The sequence below is a fragment of the Pseudarthrobacter sp. lyk4-40-TYG-27 genome (assembly GCF_030209295.1).
In the GTDB taxonomy this organism is placed as follows: Bacteria; Actinomycetota; Actinomycetes; order Actinomycetales; family Micrococcaceae; genus Arthrobacter.
This window is the reverse complement of sequence record NZ_JARVSH010000002.1, coordinates 199,009-223,278: the sequence shown is the minus strand read 5'-3', so window position 1 is coordinate 223,278 and position 24,270 is coordinate 199,009. Positions and strand designations below refer to the sequence as shown.

Genomic DNA, 24,270 nt, shown 5'->3' with positions numbered 1-24,270 from the left:
ACAAAATTTGAAACCAGCTGTAAAAACCAGACCACACCACGGGGTGGCGGATCCAATCAATTCAACCAATCCATAAAACAATTGGTATCAACAAACTTGGCACACTATTGAGTTCTCAAACAACAGACACACCCGGCACCACCACAACCAAAAACCAGTCGCAGATCGCTCCGGAGCAACTTTCCAAACTTACCCGATCCCCCACCCCAACACAAATCCATCACTCAGGACCCACACCAGGAAGAAGACCACCCCAACCCACCAGGCTCGCCACAAAGCGAACCATTTTCCAGGCCGTTCAGAAGGGGGTTTTCGCCGCTATCTTTCCGCATCAGCGGCGGCGACTCAGAAAACAATACACGCCCACCAACCCCACCGCAAATCCAGGAACAGGGGGCTCCGCACACTGCCGGAAACCGCGGATTTCCGCGGTTTCCGGCAGTTGAGGGCCGTCTTAGCGGCCGGATCTCCGTCTTATGCGTTGAGTCACAGTGATGACTTGGGTGCGCCAGCCGTGTGGCGTGGGTCTTCGTCGGGCTGCCCATCCGCCTCCCGGTCATCCGCGGATGCCGCAGCCGGTCCGCCGTCCACAGAATGGCGGCCGCTCCCGCCGTTGTCGGCACGGGTCTTCAGGAGGCTGGCAACCGTGGCAACGGCGATGGTGGCAGCGATGAACAGCAGCGAGAACCAGATGGGGATCTCGGGGACCCACAGGAGCGGCTGGCCGCCGTTGATGAAGGCCAGTTCGTTCACGTGTAGTGCGTGGAAGACAAGCTTCACGCCGATGAAGGCGAGAATGACGGCGAGGCCCTGGGCCAGGTAGACGAGGCGTTCCAGCAGTCCCCCGATCAGGAAGAACAGCTGGCGCAGGCCCATGAGGGCGAAGGCGTTGGCGGTGAAAACGATGTACGCCTCGTTGGTAAGCCCATAGATGGCCGGAATGGAGTCAACGGCAAAGATCAGGTCCACAAAGCCAATCGCAATGATGGTCAGCATCATGGGGGTATAGAAGCGTTTGCCGCCTTGCTTCACTGTGAGCTTGTCGCCGTGGTATTCGTCGGCAACCGGCAGGACGCGGCGCACCAGTTGCATGAACTTGCCGTCAGCAGGGTTGGAATCGTGGCTGCCGAAAGCCTGCTTGTAGGCGAGGAAGAGCAGCAGCGCACCGAAGATGTAGAAAATCCAGGAGAAGTTCTCGATCAGGCCGGCGCCGATGGCGATGAAACCGCCCCGAAGAATCAGCGCGATGACGATGCCGATCATCAGCACTTTCTGCTGGTACTTCTTCGGGACAGCGAACCCGCTCATCACGATCAGGAAGACGAACAAGTTGTCGATCGAGAGTGCCTTCTCGGTGAGGTACCCGGCGAAATACTCGCCGCCGTAGGACCAGCCGGACACCAGGCCGATGCCAACTCCGAACAGGAGGGCCAGCCCAATGTAGAAGGCCGACCAACGCGCTGATTCACCGATGGAAGGCTCATGGGGTTTGCGCACGTGCGCGAAAAACTCGTAAACGAAGAAGAGGACTGTCACAGCAAGGGTGATGATCCAGATCAGTGGTGTTACCTGCATTTGGGTACTCCAAGGGTTCGGCGTTGACTATTACGCCAAGGTCTCCTCCGCCCGGACTGATCCGGAGCTGACGGCCCGGGATGCTTCGCTGCATCCGTATTGACGGGCCAACCACAGACGGGAGTACTCCCCTTGATTCGTCAATTCTAACGTACGCCGGCGGTACGCATCAAAAGCTTTTCCCCGCACTTCGCCGCCGGCAGTTGGGGGTCGGGTGCAGGGCTGTCAGCGCAAACAATGCTGTCCGTCGAGGGACATTGGCCCCTGGCCCGCCACAGGCTCGGCAATAGAAAATAGACCCGGGCATTCCACGACGCCGTGGTTGCCGGGACCGAGGATGGGGCATTGTGGAATCCAAAACCATTGTCGTGGGCTATGACGGTTCGGAGCCGGCTGCACTGGCTGTCCGGTGGGCTGCGAGGGAGGCGTCCCGGCGCAAGGTTCCCCTCCATCTGGTGCATTGCACCTTGTGGCCACTGCTGACGAAGAACCTGGGGCCAGTCCCCGGCATCAAGGACAGCGGGCTCCAGCACGCGGCGGAAAAAACACTGCAGGAGGGCGCCGCCCACGCGCGCCAGTCCGCCCCGGATGTGGAAGTCCGGACCAGTCTGTTGTCCGGGAGCCCCAACGTCAATCTGCCCAGGCTCTCCGCTGGCCAGGACATGCTGGTCCTCGGGAGTCGCGGACTCGGCGGATTCATGGGCCTGCTCATCGGCTCCGTCAGCCTTGAGATGGCAGCCACCGCATCGTGTCCCGTGGCTGTGATCAAGCCCGGCGAAGACCCTGACGGCCCCGTGGTGGTCGCCGTTGAGGACCCGGAGTCCTCCGCGGCACTTGAGGATGCTTGCACCGCGGCCGCCTCGTCGGGAGCCCGGCTGGTCATCATCCACGTCCGGACGGTTCCGGCCGGCTACCGGCTTGTCCGGGACCCTGTTGACCCCGGTGCCGCGGCCGAGGCTCTGCTGGACTCGGCTGTTGCCAAGGCGCAGGAGTTGGCGCCCGGGCTTATGGTCGAACAGCAGCTCCTGACCGACACCTCTGTACCCCGCGCCATCCTGCACGCAGCCCAAGGCGCACGCCTCACCGTCGTCGGGACGAAAGGCCACGGACTGATCAAGGGAAGCATCGGTTCGACGGCCCATGCCGTCCTCCACCATGCCAAGGGTCCAGTGCTCGTTTCCCGGCGCCCGCCCGCCGCCAAGGCAGCGCACGGGTCCTAATCCGGATGGACGTGGGTGCCCGGTCGCGCAACCTAAACGCAGGGACTCAAAGGCATCCGAGGCTTGGGGTATCCGGCGTGGCCGGTGATCCGACTCTGACCGAATACAGGAATGCCGTGGAAACCTTCGCGAGAAGGAAGGCTTCCACGGCTCGCGGTTCTAACGCTCGCAGGCAACTCCGTCACCGTCGCGGTCCAGAGCCGACCGGTAACCTGGCTGCCCCCTGTACAGCGGGGCCGCCCCGGCCGCTTTAGCGGCTGTGCAGTTTGCGAAGTATGCCGCCGGCGCCGGCGCAGCAGGAACGGCCGCGGGAGCAGGCGCCTGCGCCCCCTGCTGAGCCGCGGCGGCGGCAGCTTGGTCTGCTGCCGCTTTGGCAGCAGCAGCTTGATCAGCCGCAGCCTTGTCCGATGCCGCTTTGTCCGCCGCGACTTTGTCGGCAGCGGCCTTCGCGGCGGCGGCCTTCGCGGCCGCGTCTGCAGCTGCCTTGTCAGCTGCAGCCTTCTCGGCCGCAGCCTTTTCAGCGGCGATCTTTTCCAGGGACTTAACGCCAAGGTGCACCGTGGAGCCCTTTGCTGCCTGGGCTCCGTTGGAAGGGTCCTGGGTCAGCACCTGCCAGTTCTTCTTCACGATGATCGATTTGCCGTCAACAGAGTCAACCGCGTCAACCTTGAAGCCAAGCTTCTCCAGTTGGTCCGTCGCCGTGTCCAGGGTCAGCCCTACAACTCCCGGGACGGTGACGGAGGCTTCCACCGTGGCAGTCGCCGATGCCGCGGAGGCCGGCTCCACCGCAGCCTGCTTGCCGCCGCCGCAGCCGGTCAACATAAGTCCGGTCAACACAGCCAAGGCCAGCGTCTTCTTCAACCTGCCGGCGGCAGGCCCGATGTTTTCTTTCATGATTCCCCTAGGAATGCGTGATGGTGATGGTGGAAAGAGAGCCCGGCGAATCCCGGGCAAGAGCCCTACTCGCAGGCGACGCCGTCGGAGTCGCGGTCCAGCGCCGGCCGGTATCCGGCCTGGCCCGCGTAGATCGGCGCCGCTCCTGCGGCCCTCGCCGCAGTGCAGTTGGCGTAGTACACAGCCGCCGCGGGGGCGGGCGCAGCAGGAGCAGGAGCAGGGGCAACCGGAGCAGGAGCGGGGGCAACCGGAGCCAGCGCCGGCGCAACCGGAGCCGGCACGGGAGCTGCAGGAGCAGGCGCAACGGCGGAAGGTGCCGGCTCGGCAGCGACGGGCGGCGGCGCCTGCTGGTTGGTCGGTGCCAGCTGCCCGGTGCAGTCGCCCAGGATCCGTGCCATCGCGTCGTGCTCCGCCTGGGTCACCCACAACCCGTACGTGGCCTTCACGGAAATTTGCCGGGCGACGTACTCGCACCGGTACCCCTTGTTGGGCGGCAGCCAGGTGGCGGCGTCACCGTCGCCCTTTTGCTGGTTGGCAGGCCCGTCAGTCGCCTGCAGGTTCAGCGGGTCATTCGCGAATGCCGTCCGCTGCCCGGCGGTCAACTGCTGGGCCCCCTTCTGCCAGGCGTCGCTCAACGCCACCACGTGGTCGATCTGCACGGCGGTGCTCGTCGCGGATCCGCGTACGAAACCGATGGTGGTGCCGGTATACGGATCGGCGAGGGTGCCGGACTGCACCTTGCAGGGCACATTGTTCGTGAACGTGATGCCGGTGAGGTCCCGCTGGAGGATGTCATTGCGCGTATCGCAACCGTTCCGGTCCACGTCCGCCCATGCCTGCCCGAATTGCGCCCGGTCATAGCCCGTCTTCGGCGCGCGGCCCTTGATGGCAAGCGTTGCAAGCAGGTCGATCGCCTTGGTTTCGTAGGCGGGCTGCGGGTTGGGCGCTGCCGCGGAGACGCCCGCCGCTACGGCGTTGGGGGTGTCCGGGTCCAGCGGCTCGCCGGTGTCCCCAGTCGTGGGCGTAGGAGTGGGCATGGACGACGGCGCCGCCACGGCCGGCGCAGTGACGCTCGCTGTCGCTGCCCTCGCCGTAGCCCTGCTTTCCGCGGAGGCGGCCTCAAGGTCCGCGCCTGCGACACGGGGCAGCGCTACGGCACCACCGATGAGAAGGGCGAAGGACGCGGCTATGGCGACGGCGCCGGCCTTGCGTTTCGCCGGCAGCCAGGCCCAGGAGCGCCTTCCAGTGAGCACGACATAAAGACCAGTCAGCGCACCGGAGATGCCGAGGAAAATCAGGGCGCCTCCAACACCGCCGCTGAGTGCGCCCAACAGCGTGAAGATGGCGGTAATTGCTCCGATGGCAAACGTCGAAGCGCGTGGATTCCGCGGCGGCTTCGGCGCCGGCGCCGATTGAGCAGCCCCCAAGAGGGTCTCGTAGTCGGACATTCTTCCCCAATGATGAGGACGCCGAGCAAGTCGGCACCCCTTTTCTGCCGGGCCTTCTGCTAAGCCCTGCAAAGCTCGATGCCGCTGAGCCTACGGCCCCATGACGTGCGGATTTGCCGCCGCCGTGAATACTCGGCCAACATTCAGCCAGTCTTGAGGGAACCTTGAGGAAGCGGGCTTCCCGCGCGTCACAATACGGCCGGAGGGCGAATGGACCTGCGCCGGACGACCGTTCCCCCGCTGGCATGGGCAAAGGTAGAGTTGCCCGCATGCAGATGCGCCTCGAAGTGGTCCAGGTCCCGGTTTCCGATGTCGAGAAATCAAAAGCTTTTTACACCGAACAGCTGGGCTTTGTGCTGGACCATGACGTGGAGCACATCCCCGGCATGCGCGTTGTCCAGCTGACGCCGCCAGGTTCTGCCGCCTCGGTAGTGATCGGAACCGGCATGACCGCCATGGCTCCGGGCAGCCTGGAAGGTCTTCAACTGGTGGTTCCGGACCTCCCGGCCGTCCGCGATGAACTAGTGCAGCGCGGGGCCGAGATCAGCGAAATCCAGGACCTGGGCGGCGTCCTGTTCGCCTACTTCAGCGACCCAGACGGCAACCGCTGGGTCATGCAGGGACAAACCCCGCCCGCCGTCCGCGACGCCCACAAAGCCGGCTAGCCCGCGGGCCGGTCCCGGACCATCCGCAGTTCCGGCACGCTTTCCCACTCCGGCGGCAGGTTGCCGCGACCGCCGTCGAACCTAAAGCCTTGGCGGCGGTAGAAGGACTGCGCCTTGACGTTCTCCTCAAGAACCCACAAGTAGGCGGGCGAACCGCCCAGGGCGGCCTCCAGCAGGGCCTTCCCCAGCCCGCTCCCCTGTGCGCGCTTCAGTACGAAAATCGAGTACAGCTCCAGCGCGAACGGGCTGTCTTCCTGGCGCGGCGGGCCGGCGTCGGCAAGGCCTACAATCTCGCCGTTGGCGTCCTCGGCGACGATCCGCGGGTGGGGAGCCTCAAGATACGGCCGACGCCGGGCCACGCGTTCCGGGATTGAGCGCCGCCGCTCAGCAAAGAATCCGGGCGAAAGCAGGTGTCCGTAGCTTTCTTCGTGCGCGGCCGTATGCATCAACACGATGGCCTCGGCATCCTCCGGAGTGGCCCGTCGAAGTACATAATCCATCGCTCCAGCCTAATAAGGGCGGCACCGGATCAATGTGTTGGCGGGGCCGCCGTGGATCCGCGGACCACCAGTTCGGTGCCCAGCTCGATCCGTTGCGGCAGTTCCTCGTCGCCGTCCAGGTGCCGCAGCAGGGCACGCATGGCGGTTTCCGCCATCTGCACCACCGGCTGCCGGATGGTGGTGAGGCCCGGCTCAACCCATTCGGCGGCGGGGATGTCGTCGAAACCAATGATGGACAGGTCTTCCGGGATGCGCAGCCCGGCAGAGCGCGCCGCACGGTAGGCGCCCAGTGCCTGGTCGTCGTTGCCGGTGAAGATCGCCGTCGGCCTGTCCGGCAGTTCCAGTAGCTTGCGCGTGGCCGCCTCGCCGGCCTCGATGGAAAAGTTGCCCGGCACCATCAGGGCCGGGTCCAGCGCAATGCCGGCCCGGCGCAGCGCGGAGATGTAGCCGTCCTCGCGGGCGCTGCTGCATTGCAGGTCTTCGCGTCCGCCAATCATGGCGATCCGTTTGTGCCCCAGCTTGAGCAGGTGTTCCGTGGCCGAGTAGCCGCCCTCCCAGTTGGCCGCGCCCACCGTCATCAGGTCCGGTCCGGGCTGGCCCACGGGGTCGATCAGGACCACCGGGATCCCCAGCGATTTCACCCGCTGGATCTGTTTGGCGTCCAGCTGGTACACGGCCATCAGCAGGCCGTCGGATTTACGCTCCGCGAGGTTTGCCAACCAGGGCCGGATTCGGGACCCGTCCAGGCTCAGGCTGCTCACCACGGTTCCGTATCCGGCGTCCTGCGCCACCCGCTCCACGCCCTCGATGATCTCCAAGGCCCATTCCGAGCCCAGGCCGGGAAACACGAGGTCCACAAGGCCGGCCTTCTGCCGGCGCTTGGCCGGGCGGCGCGCGTAATCGCGGCGGGCGATGATTTCCTCCACCCGCGCCCGGGTCTCCGCGGCGACGTGCGCATGCCCGTTCAGCACCTTGGACACGGTGGGAACGGATACGCCGGCCTCGCGGGCAATCTCGCTGATTGTCGCGCGCCCGGTGTCCTGTTTGCTCACCACGGAAACCACCCTTTCACCCGGGTCACGCGCCCGGGGCTAGTTATCGGAAAGTTCCCACGCCTGAATCCGGCCGCACATGCCGTAAATCCTGCGGTTTTCCCGTTTTCCCATCGTAGTTCGCGCGTTCGCCAGATAGATACTTTCCGCCGTGTCCAGAGAAACCAGTTGCCGCCGGGTGACCTCGGCCTGCCGGGCTGCGCCGGCTGCCAGAAGCCCGGCCCAGGCTCCGGCCCTGGCGGACGCCAGCCGGGCGGCCGCGGCGTGGAATCCCGCCAACGCCGCCGGCCCGGATTCGAGGACAGCGTCCTTGAGCGCCAGGTAGCCTTCCAGCGCCAGGTCACGACGACGGCGCGCGGCTTCCTCGGCTGCGGCCAGTCCCGTGTCGGCATCAGTCTGCTCCAGGACCGCGGCGCGGCGGTACGCTGCCGGGCCGGTGAGGTGCTCCGGCGGGAAGGTCATCACGGCGTCCCCGTGTTCGGGCAGCCCTGCGTTTTGCATGACCACCAGGATCTTCAGGTCCCCCGAATCGTTGATGGCGCGGTGGACTGTACCGGGGGTGAACCAGAGAACCACGCCGGGCTCCAGCGCAGTGGTGGTGAACCCTCGTGAATCAAGGGTCTCCAGCCGGCCCGCTCCCGCCAGCACCACATACGCCTCGGTGGAGGCGGTGTGCACGTGCGGCGATCCGCCGGCGGCGCCATCCGCCCCCGGCCAGTCGTAAATGCTGATCTCGGACAGGCCGGTAGCACCCGGGAACGTTGAGCCCATACTCAGGCCCAATTGCCAAGGGCGGTTTGCGCGGCCGCCGCCAGCGCCGCGGCCCGGCCCTGGTCCACGCCGCCGTCGGCGATCACCACCGCATAGCGGTACGTCAGCGGCTCACCTGCCCGGAGCGGGACCTCGGCGCTGAAGAAGGGTGCTGAACCCAGGCAGGCGAACATGGAGGACCGCGCGAACCACTGGTTCGGTGCGCCGGGGTTCGAACCGTCTTCCACGAAGGCAACGGTGGAGGACCGGCAACTGACGTCGTGCTTGCCGGTAAAGGCGATCCACGGCGATCGGGTGCCCATGAATTCGTCGGTACCGGCGCCCTCCTGGTTGCGGAATTCGCCGCCGGTAAAGGACCGTGGGCCGCGCCAGAAGAGACCGCCGTAGCCAGCGTTGTGGCGGCCTTCCGTGGTGGGGCTGCCGATCCTGATCTCTGCCCCGGAGATGTTGTCCATCCGGGTTTCGAAGAGGATGGCGTAGGCACCTCCGGTTTCGTCGCCGGCACCGCCGTCCGCCAGCAACTGGACGCTGAACCGGCGGTCCTCCGCAATGACCGGGCCACCGTCCTGCGAGGTCCAGGTGAGGGATTCCGATGCGGTGATCCCTGCGCCGGAGTGCTCGATCCCGGTGAAGGCGGCGTGGGTCATGGCGCCGTTGTTGTCCAGGTTGGCGTACTCGGTGGCGCGCGTGTAGGTGGCGCCGCCCCAGAAGTTGTGGCTGCCCACGTTCGGGAGCGCCCAGGAGAGCCCCTTGTGCCAGACGTGGTCCCAGGGCCGGGAAATGGTCACGTCGTCTCCGCCCAGGGTGGTCAGCGGATGGAAGAACGGGCGGGGGCTCTCGTATTGGGGGTCGGTGGGCCGGTAGGTATAGGTGGCGATGGGCTTGCCGTCGGCGGTAAACGTGAGGGCTGCTCCGTCGTCGGTGACATCCAGCCGGGCTGTGTGGACGGCTGCAGGGGCGGTGGTCATGGCGGGAGGCTCCTTGGGGTGTGGGGTGTGGGGTGTCAGGCGCGGGCGGCGTCGAAAGCTGTTTCGTTGAGGGCCGTGGCATCTAGGGCGGCGGTGCCCAGCCCGTCTCCGTCCATCCCGCCGTAGAAGGGGTGGCCGGGGACGATCTCGCCGCGGCGGACGGCCCTGCCGGTAAAGGCGGAGGCGTAGATCGCGGCAGCGAGCTCAAGGGTCTGCCGGGCGGAGTCTGCGCCGGCGGGCAGCGGAAGCCCGGCGTCGAGCGCTTGGTACATGGCCAGGAACTGGGCGGAGTGTCCGCTGCCGCGTTCCAGCGGCCGGCTGCGCCACTCGGTGCGGACCCCGTCTTCGTGGCCTGGTGCGCCGGTAACGGTCCAGTTGTCCGTGGCGTAGCCGTAAAGGTGGCTCAGTTCCACGGTGGCGAACTCGCAGTCGATCCGGATGTCCGAGGTCTCCCGGGGCGAGAGCAACGAGTTGACGATGGTGGCCACGGCGCCGTTGCGGAACCGGACCAGCGCGGCGGACAGGTCTTCGGTGGACGTGGCACGTGCCTGCCGGCCTGCTATCGCGGTGACTTCCTCCCACGGTCCCAGCAGGTGCAGGAGGAGATCGAATTGGTGGATGCCGTGGCCCATGGTGGGGCCGCCACCCTCGGCGTTCCACGTGCCGCGCCAGGGCAGGTCCCAGTAGCTGTCCGGCCGGTACCAGAGGGTATCGCAGCGGGCCACCAGCGGGCGGCCGAACCCGGCGCCCCCGATCAGTTCCCGGGCGGCCGCGGCGGCATCCCCAAACCGGTGCTGGAACACGCAGGAGAACTGGGCGCCGCCTTTGGCCTGGGCTTTCTCCAGCCGGTCGAAGTCCGCCAGGCTCAGTGCCGGGGGCTTCTCCGAGAGCACATGCACCCCGGCTTCAAGGCATTCGATGGCTTGGTCGATGTGCAGCATGGGCGGGGTGCACAGGTGCACGATGTCCGGCTGGGCCCCCGCGAGCAGTTCGGCCACCGTGAGGTATGTGCCGGGAATGCCATGCTTCTCCGCAAAGGAGTCCAGCCGGCCCTGGTCCACGTCGCAGGCTGCGACGAGCTCGGCGCGCCCGCCTGTCCGTGCCAGGTTGTCCGCGTGGACCGCGGCGATCCCGCCGGTGCCCACAATGGCCACTTTGTACGTGCGCATGTTCTCTCCGTCGTTGCAGTGAAGTCGTTGCAGTGAAGTCGTTGCCCAGAAGCGTGCCCCGAAGCGGTTGCCGTGATGATGCCGGACCACCCGGCATTGCACCGGCCGGGTGACCCTGCATCGCCGATGCTCCTCAAGAAACTTTCTATGCTCTCTTCGAAGTTTCGGATGCTCGCTGCAGCTACGTGTCCAAGGCTTTGTTTTCAACCGTAGGAAGATTTTGATTCCAGAGTCAAGGGGTTTCGATCTAGAAACTAAACATAAGTTTCTGATACTTTCTTAGAAACATCGTCCGATCCTAGGAGACGTCCGTGACCAGCGGTGCCGCCGAAAAGCAAGCCCTCCCCTCACCCGCGGCGGGCGTCGAGCCGCCTTCCGCCGTCGGACACCTGTCCCTCGAGGAGCTGGTGCGGCAGATGACCCTTGAGGAAAAACTGGCCCAGCTGGTGGGCGTGTGGGTAAATGCTTCCACTGAAGGCGACTCTGTTGCCCCGTTGCAGAACGAAATGGCAGGCGACGCCCGTTCCTGGGACGACGTGATTTCTGCGGGCCTCGGCCAGATCACCCGGATGTACGGCACGGTTCCGCTGGAACCACTTGAGGGGGCGCGCCGGCTGGCCGCTGCGCAGGAGCAGATCATGGCCGCCTCACGGTTCCGGATCCCCGCGCAGGTGCACGAGGAATGCCTGGCCGGGCTGGCCGCCTGGAAAGCGACCGCCTTCCCTGTACCGCTGGCCTGGGGCGCCACCTTCAACCCGGCGCTGGTGCGCCGGATGGCCGGCTTGATCGGCGGCCAGATGCGGCAACTGGGCGTCCACCAGGGCCTCGCGCCGGTACTGGATGTGGTGCGGGACCTCCGCTGGGGCAGGGTGGAAGAAACCATTGGCGAGGACCCCTACCTCGTGGGCACCGTGGCAAGCTCCTACGTCAAAGGGCTGGAAGCCGAAGGGATCATTGCCACCCTCAAGCACTTCGTGGGCTACTCCGCCTCACGCGCCGGACGGAACCACGCGCCCGTCTCCATGGGCCCCCGGGAACTCGCGGACGTCATGCTGCCGCCGTTCGAACTGGCCATCAAGGACGGCGGCGCCCGTTCCGTGATGCACGCCTACACGGACACCGACGGTATTCCCGCCGCGGCAAACCGTGCCCTGCTGACCTCCCTGCTCCGGGACGAGTGGGGCTTCGCCGGGACCGTGGTGGCGGACTACTTCGGCATCGCCTTCCTCAACGCCACGCATGGCATCGCCGCCGATTCCGGAGAGGCTGCAGCCCTGGCGTTGGCAGCGGGCGTGGACGTGGAACTGCCAACGGTGAACTGCTACGGCCTGCCCCTGCTTGAGCGCGTGCGCTCCGGGGAGGTCCCCGAATCCCTGGTGGACACCGCACTCCTGCGGGTGCTCCGGCAAAAGCAGGAAGCCGGGCTGCTCTCGCCGGACTTCGACCCAGCTCCCCCGGCCCTGGCTGCCGGCGCCATCGACCTTGACCCTGCGGCCCACCGGGCGCTGGCCCGGGAGATCGCCACGCAGTCCCTGGTGCTGCTGACCAACAGGGCGCACGACGACGGGCCAAGCCTGCCGCTGCCGGCGGCGGCTTTGGCGTCGGTGGGCGTCGTGGGGCCGCTGGCGCAGGACCCGTTCGCCATGCTGGGCTGCTATTCCTTTGACGCCCACGTCGGCGCATCGCATCCCGAGGTGCCCATGGGCATCCGGGTTCCGACTGTGGCCGGTGCAGCCGCCGAGCGGTTTGGCCGGATCCGGACCGCCGCCACCGGAACGTGCGAGGCCATCAGCGACACGCAGGTCCTGGAAGCCTGCCGGATTGCCTCAGCGGTAGACACCTGCGTGATCGTAGTGGGTGACAATGCGGGCCTCTTTGGCCGGGGCACCTCCGGCGAAGGCAACGACGCTGCCGACCTGCGGCTCCCCGGTGACCAGCACCGCATGCTGGACCAGGTCCTCACGGCTGCCGAGGCCGCCGGCACCCGCACCGTCGTGGTGGTCCTCAGCGGCCGGCCTTACGCGCTGGGCGACTTCGCGGCCAGGGCCGGAGCGATCGTGCAGGGGTTCTTCCCGGGCGAGGAGGGCGCCGAGGCGCTGTGGGACGTCCTGACCGGAGCCGTGACTCCGTCCGGCAAGCTGCCGGTTTCCGTGCCGCGGACCTCCGGCGGACAACCGGGCACCTACCTGCACAGCCGCCTGGCCGGGCCGTCCGGCGTCAGCGCACTGGACCCCTCACCGCTGTTCGGTTTCGGGCACGGCCTGTCCTACACGACCTTCGACTTTTCCTGCCACACGGCCAGCGGGCCCACGATGACGACGGCGGGCTCCGTCACCGTGGGATGCTCGGTGGCCAATACCGGCCCGGTTGACGGGGCGGAAGTGGTGCAGCTGTACCTCGAGGACCCGGTGGGCGAAGTGGTGCGGCCTGTCCGTGAACTGATTGGCTACGCCCGGGTTGACCTTGCGGCCGGCGCCGCGGCCCGGGTGGAGTTCACGGTGCACGCGGACCGGACCTCCTTTACCGGGGTCGACCTGAAGAGGGTGGTGACCCCCGGCCTGGTGAAGCTGCATGTTTCGACCTCCAGCAGCCGGGACCTCCACACCCACGAACTCATCCTGCACGGCGGCCGCCGCGAGGTGGGCTTTGACCGGGAGATGCTGACACCGGTAACGGTAACCCCGCTTTAGCCGTGCCGACCGGACATGTCATCCCCGGCCGTGCACCGGCCTGGCGTTAGCCGGGGGTTCCCCAACCTCATGGATGCCATGGCCGCTGCAGGCCGTCTTGGTGACGACGGCCCGCTCGATGCGCGAGACGGTGAACCACCGCATTGCGTCGCGCAGCCGGCACCACCCAACCAGGTACCACTGGCCGTTGGTGGCGGCGAACAGCACCGGCTCGACGTCGCGGGTGGTGGCGGTCCCGTCCCCCGCCGTGTAGCGGAGGCGGATCACGCGCTGCTCGGCCATCGCCTCCTCCAGTGCGGATTTGATGGCGCGGGACGAGGCGGGAAGCGCGTTGACCCAGACGCGGTGGGCCAGCTCGTCCGCTTGTGCCCGGGTTTTGGGATCGAGGACATCCATGATCTTTCGGACACCTGCTGCTGCCAGATCGGCGTAGGGGGCATCAGGCGCGGCGGACACCGCTGCCATGAGCGCCACGGCCTGGGCCGGTGACAGGCTGACGGGTGGCAGGGACGCACCTCCAGCCAAACCGTAGCCACCGCCCGGACCCGGCCGGGACCATACTGGCGCCCCGCTGTTCTCCAACGCATCGAGGTCCCGCTTGATGGTGCGAACGGATACCTCAAACGCTGCAGCCAGCCGTTCGGCGGAAAGCCCCCGCCTGCCGCTGCGGCGCAACATCTCGGAGAGGGCATGGAGCCGTTCGACCCGCTTCACCGTTCAGCCCCTGGCAAATTCATGACATAAATAGTGACACACCCTTGTCCGGTACGCCTGCGAGGGTATTGGCATGACAACTACTTCAAGCCGTCCCATCGTTCTCATCGCCGGCCACTGGCTGGGCGCCTGGGCGTGGGACGAAGTGCTGGAACACCTGGCAACCGACCACTCCCGCGCAGTCGCGATGACGCTGCCCGGCCTCGACGTGGACGATCCCGGCCGTGCGGCAAAAACCCTCGACGACCAGGCCGCAGCGGTCCTGGACGTCATCAGCCGGCTCGGGGCCTCTGCGGACCAGCCCGCCATCCTCGTCGCCCACAGCGGGGCAAACGCCCCCGTCAGCCTCGTCCTTGACCGACACCCCGAACTTGTCCATCGAGTGGTGTGGGTCGACTCCGGCCCTGTGGCACCTGGAAGCGCCTTCGGCGCGGGCATCCCGGAAGAGTTGGCGGAGCTTCCGCTGCCGCCCTTCGATGTCCTCGGACAGCAGGCGAGCCTCGAGGGCCTGAGCCCGGACGTCCTCGAGCGTTTTCGGGCCCGGGCCGTCCCTGAACCCGGGCCTGTGCTTCGTCAGGCCGTCGAGCTCAGGAACGATGCCCGCCACAAGGTCCGGACCACCCTGGTGTGCTGTTCGATCCCGAGCGCGCAGGTGCTGGAGCTCGCCCGCGCCGGGCATGCCATGTTTGCAGAAGTCGCGCGCGTCGAACACCTCGACGTCATCGACCTCCCAACGGGGCACTGGCCCATGTGGAGCCGTCCCCGCGACCTCGCCAAAGCCATTGGGTCAGCCGCGTCCCGCACAAACTGACGAGGTCAGGCGAGAGTGAATTCCTCCTCAACCAGCGCCAGCAGCGGGCGGGAGTTCAGGCACACCAGGAACACCACGGTCCCGGCGAGCAGCGGCAGCAGGTAGGTGGTGGTCATCAGCAGGAGGGTGGCGGTGACGAACAGGATGCCGGCGTTGCCCAAGGAGACCCGCTTCCGGGCGCTGAAGCTGTACAGGGAGAGCCGGTACACGTCCCGGGTCCGGAACGAGAACCGGGACAACAGCAGCAGCGCGTTCAAGCCCGCTGTGGCCACGAGCAGCGCGAGGACCAGCAACGCCGGCCGGAGCGCCGGTGCTGCGGGTCCGAGCGACGGCAGTCCGGCGAGGTTCACCGCGATGACGGCCAGGACCAGCAGGTACGGCAGCCACACCTGCAGGGCCTGGCCGGCATTCATCCGGTAGCCGCGGATGAAGTCCTGGTACACCTGTCCCTCATGCCCCGTGAGCATCCGGTTGAACGCATAGATGCACGCCACCAGCGCCGGACCGGCCGGAATGAGCGCCGGCAGGACCAGCCAGGCCCCTGCGAACGGGGCCGCCACCAGTGCCGCCGGCAGCAGTACGTTGGCCAGCACCAGCAGGGCCGAGCCCGTCATCACGCCCGCCACGGTGCCGGCCGCCCTGAAGAGGGGGCCGGCACCGTACTCCGCTTTCTTCTGAACCACCAACTGCCTTTCGGTTGCCGCGGCAGGCAGGCTGCCGCCGTCGTCCGCCTACTTCTTGTCCGCGTAGGCCTTGTACGCCTTGTTGGCCAAATCTACATACTTGCCCATGCCCTTGCTGTCCAGCTCCTTGACGTAGGCGTCGAACTCGGAGAGGGGCCGCTGGCCGGTAATGAACTTCAGGGTGTTCTGCTTGACGTGGTCCTTGAGCGGCGTGAGCACCAGCGTGGCCTGTTCGCGGTCCGTGTCGCTGAACGGCACGGGCGGCGCCACTGGCTTGGGCGTCTTGCTCTTCATGGCCTTTTGGAACGCCAGCTCCTCGTCGTTGAAGGTGGACTGCAGCAAGTCCGTGGTGCCGCCATAGGAGAAATTGCCACCGGAGAAGCCGTAGTCCACGCGCAGGTCCTTGGTGCCTGCCGGGTTCAGGCCCTGGAAGTTGATGTCCTTGGCCAGGACGCGCTTGCTGCCTTCCTTGGTGTAGGTGGTGCCCTGGACGCCCCACTTGGAGAATTCCTGGCCGGCGTCGCTGTAGAACAGCCAGTCGATGTACTGCATCAGCGCCACGAAGCTGTCTTTGTCCTTCACCGATGAGTTCAGCATGATGCCGTTCTCCAGCCGCGAACCACCGATCAGGTCACCGGCCGGGCCGCCGGGGACGGTGATCTTGCGGACCGCGAAGTTGCCCTTGCCCAGTGACTGCTCCATGGACGTGCGGTAGGTGATGATGTTCTGCGAGTTGGCGCTGATCACGAACGACTTGCCGGACGTGAACTTCTGGATGGCGGAATCGTCGGTCTGGGTGAAGCTTTCCGGGTCCATCAGGCCCTCGGACACCAGCGAGTTGAAGTAGGTAACCAGGTCCTTGAACTGGCTGCTGGCCGAGCCGAAGGCGAATTGCTTCTTGCCGTCGTCGAACGTCAAGCCGTCCACCAGGCCCCAGCCTGCCACGGTTCCGAACGCGGTGCCGGCAATGTTCAGCACGCTGTTGCCATTGAACCGGTCGGAGAAGGGCACGACGTCGGGATGGGACTTCTTGAGCTTGCGGAGCACCTCGCGGAACTCGTCCCAGCTCTTGGGCTCGGCAATGCCTTCCTTCTCCAGCACGTCGGTGCGGAACGCCAGCGTGTAGTCCGGCCAGAGCTCCTCGTGCAGGCCAGGCAGGACGTAGTACTTCCCGTCCTCCTGGGTGAGTCCTGCGATTTCAGGTTCCAGCTTCCATTTCTTGATTTTGTCCTGGTAGTGGGGCATGAGGTCCACGTAGTCGCTGACCGGGAGGACCGCACCGGAGGACACATACGCGCTCTCCTGGCCGGGGTAGGTCTTGGCGATGATCTCGGGGGCACTCCCGGAGCTGATCAGGAGGCTGCGCTTCTGCTCGTAGTCGCTGCTGGGGACGATGGTGGGCTGCAGCGTGACGTTGTTGTCGCTGGCCATCTTGGTGAACAGCAGCCAGTCCTTCTTGTACGGGTAAGTGGGCTGGTCGCTGAAGAGGAACGTGAAGCTCAGCGGCGTCGTCGCCTTGAACGTGTCCCCCACCCCGAAGCTGTCCATCGCACCGTTGCGGGCCTTTGAGGTGTCCACCTTGCTGCCGGAATCTGAGTCGCACCCGGCCATCACCAGGCCGAAGGCTGCGAGCGCGGACAGGCCGAGGAAGTCTCGTCTGCGGATCATGGGTTTTCCTTTCATAACGGGTTATTCCTTGACGGAGCCGAGCATGACGCCCGAAAAGAAGTACTTCTGGACGAACGGGTAGACGCACAGGATGGGGATGATGGTGAGCACGATGGTCACCGACTGGATGTTGGCGGCGATCTGGCCCACGTTCTCTGCCGTGCCGCCGGCCGAACCCGCGGTGGTGACGCCGGCAATCATGTTGCGGAGGTAGATGGTCACCGGGAACAGATCCGGGTTGTCCAGGTAGAGGAACGCCTGGAACCAGGAGTTCCAGTTGGCCACGGCGTAGAACAGGACCATGGTGGCCACGATGGCCTTGCTCAGCGGCAGCACCACCTTGAACAGGACCCCGTACTGGGTGAGCCCGTCGATGGCGGCCGCCTCCTCCAGTTCCCGCGGCATGTTCTCGAAGAACGACTTCATGATCAGCAGGTTGAAGACGCTGATGGCGTTGGGCAGCACCACCGCCCACAGGGTGTCCCGCATGCCCAGCGAGGTGATGAGCACGTAGTTGGGGATCAGGCCGCCGTTGAAGAACATGGTGAACACGGCGATGCCGATGAACACGCTGCGTCCCTTGAGGTCCTTCTTAGCGATGGCGTACGCGAAACTGGTGGTCAGGACCATCGAGATTGCGGTGGCCACCACCGTGTACAGGACGGTGTTGCCGTAATTCCGCCAAAACACCGAATCCGCCAGGATCAGCTGGTAGGTCTGGGTGTTGAACCCCAGCGGGAAAAGGTTGACCTGCCCGGCGTTGATGAACCCTTCGCTGGAGAAGCTCTGCGCCAGGATGTTCAGGAACGGGTACATGGTCAGGAAGACCACCACCAGCAGGAACACCAGGTTGGCCACGCGGAACACCCGCATGCTGCGGGAGACCTTCATGTCCTTGACCAGCACACCGGTGTCCGCCGTGGGCTTTTGCACTGCGGTTTCCTTCACGGTTGTCTCTTTCACGGTGGCCCCTTTCACCACAGGCTCGTTCCGGCGAGCCGTTTGGAGATGGCGTTCGCGGAGAGGATCAGCGTGAGGCCGATGACGGATTCGAACATGCCGATCGCGGCCGCGTAGCTGAAGTTGGACGATTCCAGGCCCACCCGGTACAGGTAGGTGGAGATGACGTCCGAGGTCTGGTAGTTGAGCGGGTTGTAAATCAGCAGGATCTTCTCGAAGCCCACGGCCATGAACGTGCCGATGTTCAGGATCAGCAGCGTGATGATGGTGGGCCGGATGGCCGGGAGGGTCACATGCCAGGTCTGTTGCCACCGGTTGGCGCCGTCGATCCGGGCGGCCTCATACAGCGACTCGTCGACCCTGGTGAGGGCGGCCAGGTACAGGATGGCGCCCCAGCCCATGGTCTGCCACACCTCGGAGCTGATGTACATGGGCCGGAACCAGGCGGCGTCCTGGGTGAAGTTCACCGTGCTTCCGAAGACCGTGCTGGCGATCTGGTTCACCGTACCGGTCATGGAGAAGTTCTGCAGGATCATGCCGGCGATGATCACCACTGACATGAAGTGCGGCAGGTACGCCACCGTCTGGACGAATTTCTTGAACTTCTGCGAGCGCAGCTCGTTCAGCATCAGCGCGAAGATGATGGGCATTGGGAAGCAGAACAGGAGTGTCAGCACGCCCAGGATGATGGTGTTCTGGAAGGCCTGCCAGAAACTGGGATCGTTGATGAACAGGGTGACGTACTTCAGTCCCACCCATTTCTCGCCGAAGATGCTGCCGCCGGGCTGGAATTGCCGGAACGCGATGACGTTGCCGGCCATGGGCAGGTAGCGGAAGATGGCGAAGTAGGCCAGCGGCAGCAGCACCAGCGTGTAGAGCCGCCAGTCGCGCTTGATGGCGAGCTTCCAGCCGCCGGGCTTGTTCCGTGGTTTGTCCTTGCGGCCGGGCGGCTGTGTGGTGACCGCTCCGGGAGGTACTTCCAATTGCGTGGCCATGTTGCCTCCTACCGGCCGGCTTCTGCGTATGTGCGGGCGTGTTCGCCAGCTGCCTCTTCCAGGACCAGGACCCCGTTGGCGGCCAGTTCCACTGCACCCGTGATTCGGGTGCCGGTGAGCACGTCCGTGCCGCCCGCCCCAACATCCACCCGGGCCGGTGCGTCGTTGTGGTTGAGGACCAGCAGGTAGCTGCGTCCGTTGCCGGCACGACGGCGGACCTGCACTCCCAGCGGCGCGTCCAGTTCGGGGCGGATCCCCGCAGCGGTCCGTTCGGCGTCGAGCAGTTCCTCCAGGTAGGTGCCGTCCACCCTCGCCGAGAGGTAGACGGCGGTGCCGCAGCCGAAACTGTTGCGGGTGACGGCCGGCGACCCGGCCAGCCTGCCCGAGGCGTAGCGGGCCAGCACCTCCGCCGAGGTGGCGTGCAGGTGTTCGGTCCAGTAATCCGCTGAGGCCGTGCCGCCGTCGGCCGTTGAAAGCTTGACGGCCTCGCCCTCCCCGGCCAGCGGGTGCATCTCCTCGCTCCACGCGCCCAGGACGTTGCGGAGGGCGCCAGGGTAGCCGCCGAGCCGGATCGTGTTGTCCTGGTCCACAATGCCGGAGAGGTAGCTGGCCACCAGCCGGCCGCCGCCGGCGACGTAGTCCTCGTAGCGCTGTGCGGCGTCGTCGGTAAGCAGGTAGGTGGCGGGAAGGACCACCAGGCTGTACTGGTGAAGGTCGCTGGTGGTGTCCACGAAGTCCACGGTGATGTTGGCGTCAAAGAAGGGCCGGTAAAGGCGGAGGACTTCCTGCGCGTAGCTCAGGTCCGAGCGGGGCGAGTTGCCCAGTTCCAGGGCCCACCAGCAGTCCCAGTCAAAGACCAGCGCCACCTTGGCGGTGGAGCGGGTGCCGGTGATTCCGGAGAGGTGCTTGAGCTCCCGGCCCAGTTCGCAGACCTCCCGGAACACCCGCGTGTTGGGGCCGGCATGGTTGACCATGCCGGAGTGGAAGCGTTCGGTGCCTCCCCTGGCCTGGCGCCACTGGAAGAAGAGGATGGAATCGGCTCCCTGGGCGATCGCCTGGTAGGAGCCTAAACGCATTTTGCCGGGCAGTTTGGAGACGTTGACGGACCATTGGCTGACGGCTGCGGTGGCTTGTTCCATGACCAGCCAGGGCTGGCCCTTCCGCAGTGAGCGCATGAGGTCGAAGTTGAGGGCGGCGGCAACGTGCGCGTCGGATTCGCGAGGGTCCGGATAGATGTCCAGTGCGGCGGCATCTTCCTCGGCGGCCCAGGCCCAGTAGTCGTTGTTCTTGTAGAAGCGCATGAAGTTGGTAACAACGGGCAGTTCCGGCGTATGGCGGCGCAGGATGTCCCGTTCGGCCTTGTAGTGCGCCAGCATGCTGTCCGAGGTGAACCGGTGGTAATCGAGCCGGCGGGACGGGTTGGACCAGGTGCGGGGCTGGGCAGGTGCATTGACCTGGGCCCAGTCGGAGTAGACCTGGCCCCACACGTCGGTGCTCCAGGCCCGGTTCAATTCCTCCAGGCTGCCGTACTTGTCTTGGAGCCATTCCCGGAAGGCGCGGTCGGCGTGCGGGCCGTAGGAGACGGGGCCGTACTCGTTGTTGACGTGCCACATGCACAGGGCGGGGTGGGCGGCGTACCGCTCCCCCATCTTTTCCGCCATCGCCAGGGACTTTGCCCGGTAGGCGGGGTGGGAGACGTCGAAGTGCTGGCGGGAGCCGAAGCCGAAGGTGCTGCCATCAGCCAGGACCGGAAGGATGTCTGGGTGCCGGGCGATCAGCCAGGCCGGCGGGACAGCGTCCGGAGTGGCCAGGTCCACGCCGATGCCGTTGGCGTGCAGCAGGTCCATGATCTCGTCCAGCCAGCTGAAGTCGTAGATGCCGTCTGCCGTTTCGAGCCTGCTCCAGGAGAAAACGGCCAGGGTAACCAGGTTGACCCCTGCTTCCTTCATGAGGCGGACGTCCTCGTCCCACACCTCGCGCGGCCACTGCTCGGGGTTGTAATCCCCTCCGTAGGCGATGCCGCCAAGCCGGTCATGCAGGCGCTTAAGCCGGTGTTCGGGGGTATGGGTGCGTTGCTCGCTGGTCATCATTGTCCTTTGGTTGGCATGTTGGCCGCGGGCTCCCCACCAGTGCGACCTGCATCACACAGAGAAACTATCGTAAACTTTCAGCAATAACAACAGGTACGTGAAAGTAGGAGCGCACTCATTTCTCCGCATTGCCGCGGATGCGAACGCTAACATGGATGCATGCAGGAGGCCCCCGTCCGGAAAACGTCGGTCCAGGCGCAGGCCAGGTTCCGTATTTTCCAGGGTTGGAAGAAACTATCGGAGCTGCTTGTACGACCGGCGTGGCAGGTTTCGCAGCGCCAATGCCAGTATCAACAGCCAGCCTGGGACCGCACGATCCAGGCCGGCCACCCCCGGTGGGCGCGGACGCCCTCCTCCGCCAGCGGCAGGCAGTGGTCCGGCGCCCGCTATCCTGGCTCTTTGATGTCCTGCAGCACTTCATTGCGTCGCAGGAACCAGGGCTTGAAGGGCGGGTCGAAGCGCGCGTATCGCGGAGCGCCGACCGGCGTCAGCCCGGCAACTTTCAGTGCCGCTTGGAGCCCCGCGGTATGCCGCTCGAAGGAAGAAGCGGAGCCGCCGCCCGTGAAGCTGAGGGCAGCGGAAAGGGAGGCCGGAACGGCGCGCACCGTCACCCTGGGGTCGGCGGGAGCCGGGGCCGTGTCGGCCGTGACGCCGGCCGGGAGCACGAATCCCACCACGAACTCCGCCGGCCCACGGGCTCCCGGCAACGGCCCCTGCTGCAGCACGGGAGCCGTCATGGCCAGCTTTTGCGGGGAACCAGGCTCCTGGATGACGGGCGCAGTCATGGCCAGCTTGCGGCGGGCGGAGTTGTTGCCGCTGATGTAATTGAACAGGTAACGGAACGCCGCGTTTCCGGCCCGGTCGAAGTCCGCCCTGACCTTGACCTCAGCCACGACGTAAGCCGGATACCAACGGAGCTCGAAATGTGGATACCGGCGGATCAGTTCATAGGGCTGCTGTTCAGTCATGGTGCGTCAGAGCCTACGCCCGTGGCGCCTGGGCGGCCAGACCTGCGCCCCGGCTCACCCCACGCGCCGTGTGGCGCGCCTCCGAAGGAAGCCGCGCAGGGCCCCCACTCCCATCAGGACGACGGCCAGGGTTCCAATTCCACCGAAGAGCGCTGTCAGGACCACGCCGGCACCACGGAACCACTCTCCGCCACTTTCATAGCCCGGAACGATCGCCCGGCCAGGATCATCTTCGGCATAGATCACAGGAACATCGGTTCCCACCACAGGGTGCTGGTCGTGGTCCACGGCCGCGAACGTCCGGTGGGCCGATCCGTCCGGCGTCGTGAAGTCAACCCGGATCCTGCGCTGGGATGCCTTGGTGACATCGTCAAAGTGGACGATCGTTCCGGTTGCCCGCGCTCCAGTGCGCGCGAGTTCTTCGTCCGCGTTGATCATGAAGCTGCCCGCACCGATCATGATGGGCCCCAGGCAAAGGACCAGGACGGTGACCGCCAGGTTCAGCCTTATCTTCCACGGCCGCGCGGGCTTGCGGTTCTTGTCGGTTCTGCGCCCGGTCACGGCTCCCATTCTGCCCGAGCCTGTCAGCAAAACCACACACTGGACCGTTGCCATGGGCAACCATGAGCGGCATAATAGTTAGCAGAACTAATTAGCAGTGCTAAATAACCGCAGCAGGAGGCGCACCCGCTTACATGTCACCCGCCCACACCAAGCCCCAGGCCACAGCAGACCCCACCGCCCCGGACACCCTCGCCATCGACCTGCGCACCGCCGTGATGCGCACGTCCCGCCGGCTCCGCGTCGAAGCAACCGGCGACATCATCACCCCTGGCCAGTACACCGTCCTGGCCCTGCTCAACGGCAGCGGTCCCAGCACGCTGCGCGCACTGGCAGAGAGCGAACACGTCCAGGCCCCGTCCATGACCAGGATCGTCAACGCCCTCGCCGACCAAGGATTCGTCACCCGGTCCGCCCATCCCGACGACGGCCGCCAGGTTCGCGTGGACATCACCGACTCCGGCAGGACGGTCCTCGAGGAAGCACGCCGGCAGCGGACCGCCTGGCTGGCCCGGCGCGTGGCAGGGCTCAGCGAGGACGACCGGCTCACACTGAGCCGCGCGGCCCGCATCATGCAGGAAATGAGCGCCAAATGAGTGCCATGTTCCGGGCCCTCGAAAACCCCAACTACCGCATCTGGGCCGGCGGCGCGATCGTGTCCAACATCGGCACCTGGATGCAGCGGGTGGCACAGGACTGGCTGGTCCTGACCGTCCTTACGGACCACTCCGGTGCCGCGGTGGGCCTCACCACCGGCCTGCAGTTCCTGCCCATGCTGCTGTTCGGCCCGTACGGCGGAGTGCTGGCGGACCGGTACCGCAAGCGCATCATCCTGATGTGGACGCAGCTGGCCATGGGCTTCACCGGCTTGGCCATCGGCCTGCTCGTGGTCACCGGCACCGCCCAGTTGTGGCACGCCTACGTGGCTGCGTTCTGCCTGGGAGTTGCCAGCGCCGTGGATGCCCCCGCCCGCCAGGCCTTCGTGTCCGAACTGGTTGGCCAGGACAACATCTCCAATGCAGTGGCCTTGAACTCGGCGTCCTTCAATACCGCCCGGCTTACCGGCCCCGCAATCGCCGGCGTCCTCATCGCGTGGGTGGGCACCGGCCCGGTGTTCCTGCTCAACGCTGCCAGCTTCGCCGCCGTCCTGGTCTCGCTGTTCCGGATCCGCATCACCCAGCCGGCCCCCGTGGCAGGCCAACGCAACAAGCACCAGGTGGTGGAGGGCGTCCGGTATGTGCGCCGCCGTCCGGATCTGATGTTGATCATGGTCCTGGTGGGTATCCTGGGCGCGTTCGGCATGAACTTCCCGGTCATCAACTCGCTGATGGCCACCACCGAGTTCAGCATGGGGCCCAGTGAATTCGGGCTCCTCGGCTCGATCATGGCGGTAGGTACGCTCGCCGGCGCCCTCCTGGCCGCGCGCCGGTCCGGCCCCCGGCTGCGCTTCCTCCTGGGCGGCGCGTTGGGGCTGGGCTTCTTCACGATCCTCGGCAGCCTGGCGCCATCGTTCTGGACGTACGCAGCCATCCTGGTTCCGGTGGGCCTGGCGTCCATCACTTTCCTGAACAGCTGCAACACCAGCATCCAGCTCTCCGTGGAAGCCCCGTTCCGTGGCCGCGTCCTGGCGCTGTACCTGGCAGTGCTGCAAGGCGGCACCGCGCTGGGTTCGCCCCTGGTGGGGTGGATAGGCAGCCAGTACGGTGCACGCTGGTCGGTCGCCTCCGGCGGCATCGTGGTGCTCCTGGCCGGAATCGCGGCGGTGGTGGCGGTGAGCAGGCGGAACCGGATTACTTTCCGCGGCGCGCTCCGGATGGCGCTGGGCAGGCGGGAACCGGCCGTCTGAGAGTCGGGTGGGCGGGTACGGC

At 66.1% G+C, this 24,270-nt stretch carries 22 protein-coding genes; 6 read left to right on the top strand and 16 right to left on the bottom strand.

Translation table 11 applies throughout. The features are described from left to right. Positions 1-486 precede the first annotated feature (486 nt). On the bottom strand, positions 487-1,575 hold the full coding sequence (locus QRM96_RS04470; protein ID WP_285318563.1) for a TerC family protein: 1,089 nt from the start codon (positions 1,573-1,575) through the stop codon (positions 487-489). 347 nt (positions 1,576-1,922) lie between these two features. Here QRM96_RS04470 and QRM96_RS04465 point away from each other — a divergent pair, with 347 nt between their 5' ends. Next, positions 1,923-2,795, top strand: a complete 873-nt coding sequence (locus QRM96_RS04465) for a universal stress protein (RefSeq protein ID WP_350224057.1) — start codon at positions 1,923-1,925, stop codon at positions 2,793-2,795. A 159-nt stretch (positions 2,796-2,954) separates the two neighbouring features. Here QRM96_RS04465 and QRM96_RS04460 read toward each other — a convergent pair whose 3' ends face one another. Both QRM96_RS04460 and QRM96_RS04455 read right to left on the bottom strand, forming a co-directional pair. After that, entirely contained in the window at positions 2,955-3,689 is a 735-nt protein-coding gene (locus tag QRM96_RS04460) for an excalibur calcium-binding domain-containing protein (protein WP_285318562.1), read from the bottom strand. Positions 3,690-3,754: 65 nt separating this feature from the next. Further along, positions 3,755-5,137 carry a GmrSD restriction endonuclease domain-containing protein gene (locus QRM96_RS04455; protein WP_285318561.1) on the bottom strand — a complete coding sequence of 461 codons (1,383 nt, stop codon included), beginning with the start codon at positions 5,135-5,137 and terminating at the stop codon, positions 3,755-3,757. Positions 5,138-5,406: 269 nt separating this feature from the next. Between QRM96_RS04455 and QRM96_RS04450 the strand changes: the two genes are divergently transcribed. Then, entirely contained in the window at positions 5,407-5,802 is a 396-nt protein-coding gene (locus QRM96_RS04450; protein WP_109863989.1) for a VOC family protein, read from the top strand. Here the strand turns inward: QRM96_RS04450 and QRM96_RS04445 are convergent. The 5 genes from QRM96_RS04445 to QRM96_RS04425 are packed head-to-tail and all read right to left on the bottom strand — an operon-like array spanning position 5,799 to position 10,262. After that, on the bottom strand, positions 5,799-6,302 hold the full coding sequence (locus tag QRM96_RS04445) for a GNAT family N-acetyltransferase (RefSeq protein WP_018762294.1): 504 nt from the start codon (positions 6,300-6,302) through the stop codon (positions 5,799-5,801). The genes QRM96_RS04450 and QRM96_RS04445 overlap by 4 nt on opposite strands. 29 nt (positions 6,303-6,331) lie before the next feature. After that, positions 6,332-7,357: a LacI family DNA-binding transcriptional regulator gene (locus QRM96_RS04440; protein WP_109863988.1), complete on the bottom strand. Its 1,026-nt coding sequence runs from the start codon at positions 7,355-7,357 to the stop codon at positions 6,332-6,334. A 36-nt stretch (positions 7,358-7,393) separates the two neighbouring features. Next, positions 7,394-8,125, bottom strand: a complete 732-nt coding sequence (locus QRM96_RS04435) for a cupin domain-containing protein (protein ID WP_285318559.1) — start codon at positions 8,123-8,125, stop codon at positions 7,394-7,396. 2 nt (positions 8,126-8,127) lie between these two features. Then, positions 8,128-9,093, bottom strand: coding sequence for a DUF6807 domain-containing protein (locus QRM96_RS04430; RefSeq protein ID WP_285318557.1), 966 nt, complete (start codon positions 9,091-9,093; stop codon positions 8,128-8,130). 35 nt (positions 9,094-9,128) lie between these two features. After that, a complete protein-coding gene (locus tag QRM96_RS04425; RefSeq protein ID WP_109863985.1) occupies positions 9,129-10,262 on the bottom strand; it encodes a Gfo/Idh/MocA family protein in 1,134 nt (377 codons plus the stop codon). A gap of 311 nt (positions 10,263-10,573) precedes the next feature. Here QRM96_RS04425 and QRM96_RS04420 point away from each other — a divergent pair, with 311 nt between their 5' ends. Then, positions 10,574-12,952, top strand: coding sequence for a glycoside hydrolase family 3 N-terminal domain-containing protein (locus QRM96_RS04420; protein ID WP_285318555.1), 2,379 nt, complete (start codon positions 10,574-10,576; stop codon positions 12,950-12,952). Between the two features lie 18 nt (positions 12,953-12,970). Here QRM96_RS04420 and QRM96_RS04415 read toward each other — a convergent pair whose 3' ends face one another. Further along, positions 12,971-13,666: a helix-turn-helix transcriptional regulator gene (locus tag QRM96_RS04415; RefSeq protein ID WP_285318553.1), complete on the bottom strand. Its 696-nt coding sequence runs from the start codon at positions 13,664-13,666 to the stop codon at positions 12,971-12,973. Positions 13,667-13,739: 73 nt separating this feature from the next. Between QRM96_RS04415 and QRM96_RS04410 the strand changes: the two genes are divergently transcribed. After that, positions 13,740-14,477, top strand: a complete 738-nt coding sequence (locus QRM96_RS04410) for an alpha/beta fold hydrolase (protein ID WP_018762286.1) — start codon at positions 13,740-13,742, stop codon at positions 14,475-14,477. Positions 14,478-14,482: 5 nt separating this feature from the next. On the opposite strand, the gene QRM96_RS04405 is transcribed toward QRM96_RS04410, so the two are convergent. From QRM96_RS04405 to QRM96_RS04375, 7 genes are all read right to left on the bottom strand, one after another. Next, the gene (locus QRM96_RS04405; protein WP_043424104.1) at positions 14,483-15,160 is read right to left on the bottom strand and encodes a DUF624 domain-containing protein; all 678 of its coding nucleotides are present in this window, start codon (positions 15,158-15,160) and stop codon (positions 14,483-14,485) included. A 48-nt stretch (positions 15,161-15,208) separates the two neighbouring features. After that, positions 15,209-16,843, bottom strand: a complete 1,635-nt coding sequence (locus QRM96_RS04400; RefSeq protein ID WP_018762284.1) for an ABC transporter substrate-binding protein — start codon at positions 16,841-16,843, stop codon at positions 15,209-15,211. A 6-nt stretch (positions 16,844-16,849) separates the two neighbouring features. After that, positions 16,850-17,719, bottom strand: coding sequence for a carbohydrate ABC transporter permease (locus QRM96_RS04395; RefSeq protein WP_026264722.1), 870 nt, complete (start codon positions 17,717-17,719; stop codon positions 16,850-16,852). 83 nt (positions 17,720-17,802) lie between these two features. Further along, a complete protein-coding gene (locus QRM96_RS04390) occupies positions 17,803-18,783 on the bottom strand; it encodes an ABC transporter permease (RefSeq protein WP_018762282.1) in 981 nt (326 codons plus the stop codon). Positions 18,784-18,791: 8 nt separating this feature from the next. Continuing rightward, positions 18,792-20,870: a beta-galactosidase gene (locus QRM96_RS04385; RefSeq protein ID WP_109863979.1), complete on the bottom strand. Its 2,079-nt coding sequence runs from the start codon at positions 20,868-20,870 to the stop codon at positions 18,792-18,794. Between the two features lie 389 nt (positions 20,871-21,259). Further along, positions 21,260-21,841, bottom strand: coding sequence for an SOUL family heme-binding protein (locus tag QRM96_RS04380; RefSeq protein ID WP_018762280.1), 582 nt, complete (start codon positions 21,839-21,841; stop codon positions 21,260-21,262). Positions 21,842-21,895: 54 nt separating this feature from the next. Then, positions 21,896-22,411, bottom strand: coding sequence for a DUF3592 domain-containing protein (locus QRM96_RS04375; protein ID WP_155845149.1), 516 nt, complete (start codon positions 22,409-22,411; stop codon positions 21,896-21,898). A 125-nt stretch (positions 22,412-22,536) separates the two neighbouring features. Between QRM96_RS04375 and QRM96_RS04370 the strand changes: the two genes are divergently transcribed. Both QRM96_RS04370 and QRM96_RS04365 read left to right on the top strand, forming a co-directional pair. After that, a complete protein-coding gene (locus QRM96_RS04370; protein WP_285318548.1) occupies positions 22,537-22,998 on the top strand; it encodes a MarR family winged helix-turn-helix transcriptional regulator in 462 nt (153 codons plus the stop codon). Continuing rightward, entirely contained in the window at positions 22,995-24,248 is a 1,254-nt protein-coding gene (locus QRM96_RS04365; RefSeq protein ID WP_109863977.1) for an MFS transporter, read from the top strand. The genes QRM96_RS04370 and QRM96_RS04365 overlap by 4 nt, the downstream gene beginning before the upstream one ends. Positions 24,249-24,270 lie beyond the last annotated feature (22 nt).

Coding starts and splice junctions, on each gene's coding strand:
- QRM96_RS04470 (WP_285318563.1), bottom strand. CDS start 1,575: ATGCAGGTAACACCACTGATCTGGATCATCACCCTTGCTGTGACAGTC.
- QRM96_RS04460 (WP_285318562.1), bottom strand. CDS start 3,689: ATGAAAGAAAACATCGGGCCTGCCGCCGGCAGGTTGAAGAAGACGCTG.
- QRM96_RS04455 (WP_285318561.1), bottom strand. CDS start 5,137: ATGTCCGACTACGAGACCCTCTTGGGGGCTGCTCAATCGGCGCCGGCG.
- QRM96_RS04450 (WP_109863989.1), top strand. CDS start 5,407: ATGCAGATGCGCCTCGAAGTGGTCCAGGTCCCGGTTTCCGATGTCGAG.
- QRM96_RS04445 (WP_018762294.1), bottom strand. CDS start 6,302: ATGGATTATGTACTTCGACGGGCCACTCCGGAGGATGCCGAGGCCATC.
- QRM96_RS04435 (WP_285318559.1), bottom strand. CDS start 8,125: ATGGGCTCAACGTTCCCGGGTGCTACCGGCCTGTCCGAGATCAGCATT.
- QRM96_RS04430 (WP_285318557.1), bottom strand. CDS start 9,093: ATGACCACCGCCCCTGCAGCCGTCCACACAGCCCGGCTGGATGTCACC.
- QRM96_RS04425 (WP_109863985.1), bottom strand. CDS start 10,262: ATGCGCACGTACAAAGTGGCCATTGTGGGCACCGGCGGGATCGCCGCG.
- QRM96_RS04410 (WP_018762286.1), top strand. CDS start 13,740: ATGACAACTACTTCAAGCCGTCCCATCGTTCTCATCGCCGGCCACTGG.
- QRM96_RS04400 (WP_018762284.1), bottom strand. CDS start 16,843: ATGAAAGGAAAACCCATGATCCGCAGACGAGACTTCCTCGGCCTGTCC.
- QRM96_RS04395 (WP_026264722.1), bottom strand. CDS start 17,719: ATGAAGGTCTCCCGCAGCATGCGGGTGTTCCGCGTGGCCAACCTGGTG.
- QRM96_RS04390 (WP_018762282.1), bottom strand. CDS start 18,783: ATGGCCACGCAATTGGAAGTACCTCCCGGAGCGGTCACCACACAGCCG.
- QRM96_RS04385 (WP_109863979.1), bottom strand. CDS start 20,870: ATGACCAGCGAGCAACGCACCCATACCCCCGAACACCGGCTTAAGCGC.
- QRM96_RS04380 (WP_018762280.1), bottom strand. CDS start 21,841: ATGACTGAACAGCAGCCCTATGAACTGATCCGCCGGTATCCACATTTC.
- QRM96_RS04375 (WP_155845149.1), bottom strand. CDS start 22,411: ATGGGAGCCGTGACCGGGCGCAGAACCGACAAGAACCGCAAGCCCGCG.
- QRM96_RS04370 (WP_285318548.1), top strand. CDS start 22,537: ATGTCACCCGCCCACACCAAGCCCCAGGCCACAGCAGACCCCACCGCC.
- QRM96_RS04365 (WP_109863977.1), top strand. CDS start 22,995: ATGAGTGCCATGTTCCGGGCCCTCGAAAACCCCAACTACCGCATCTGG.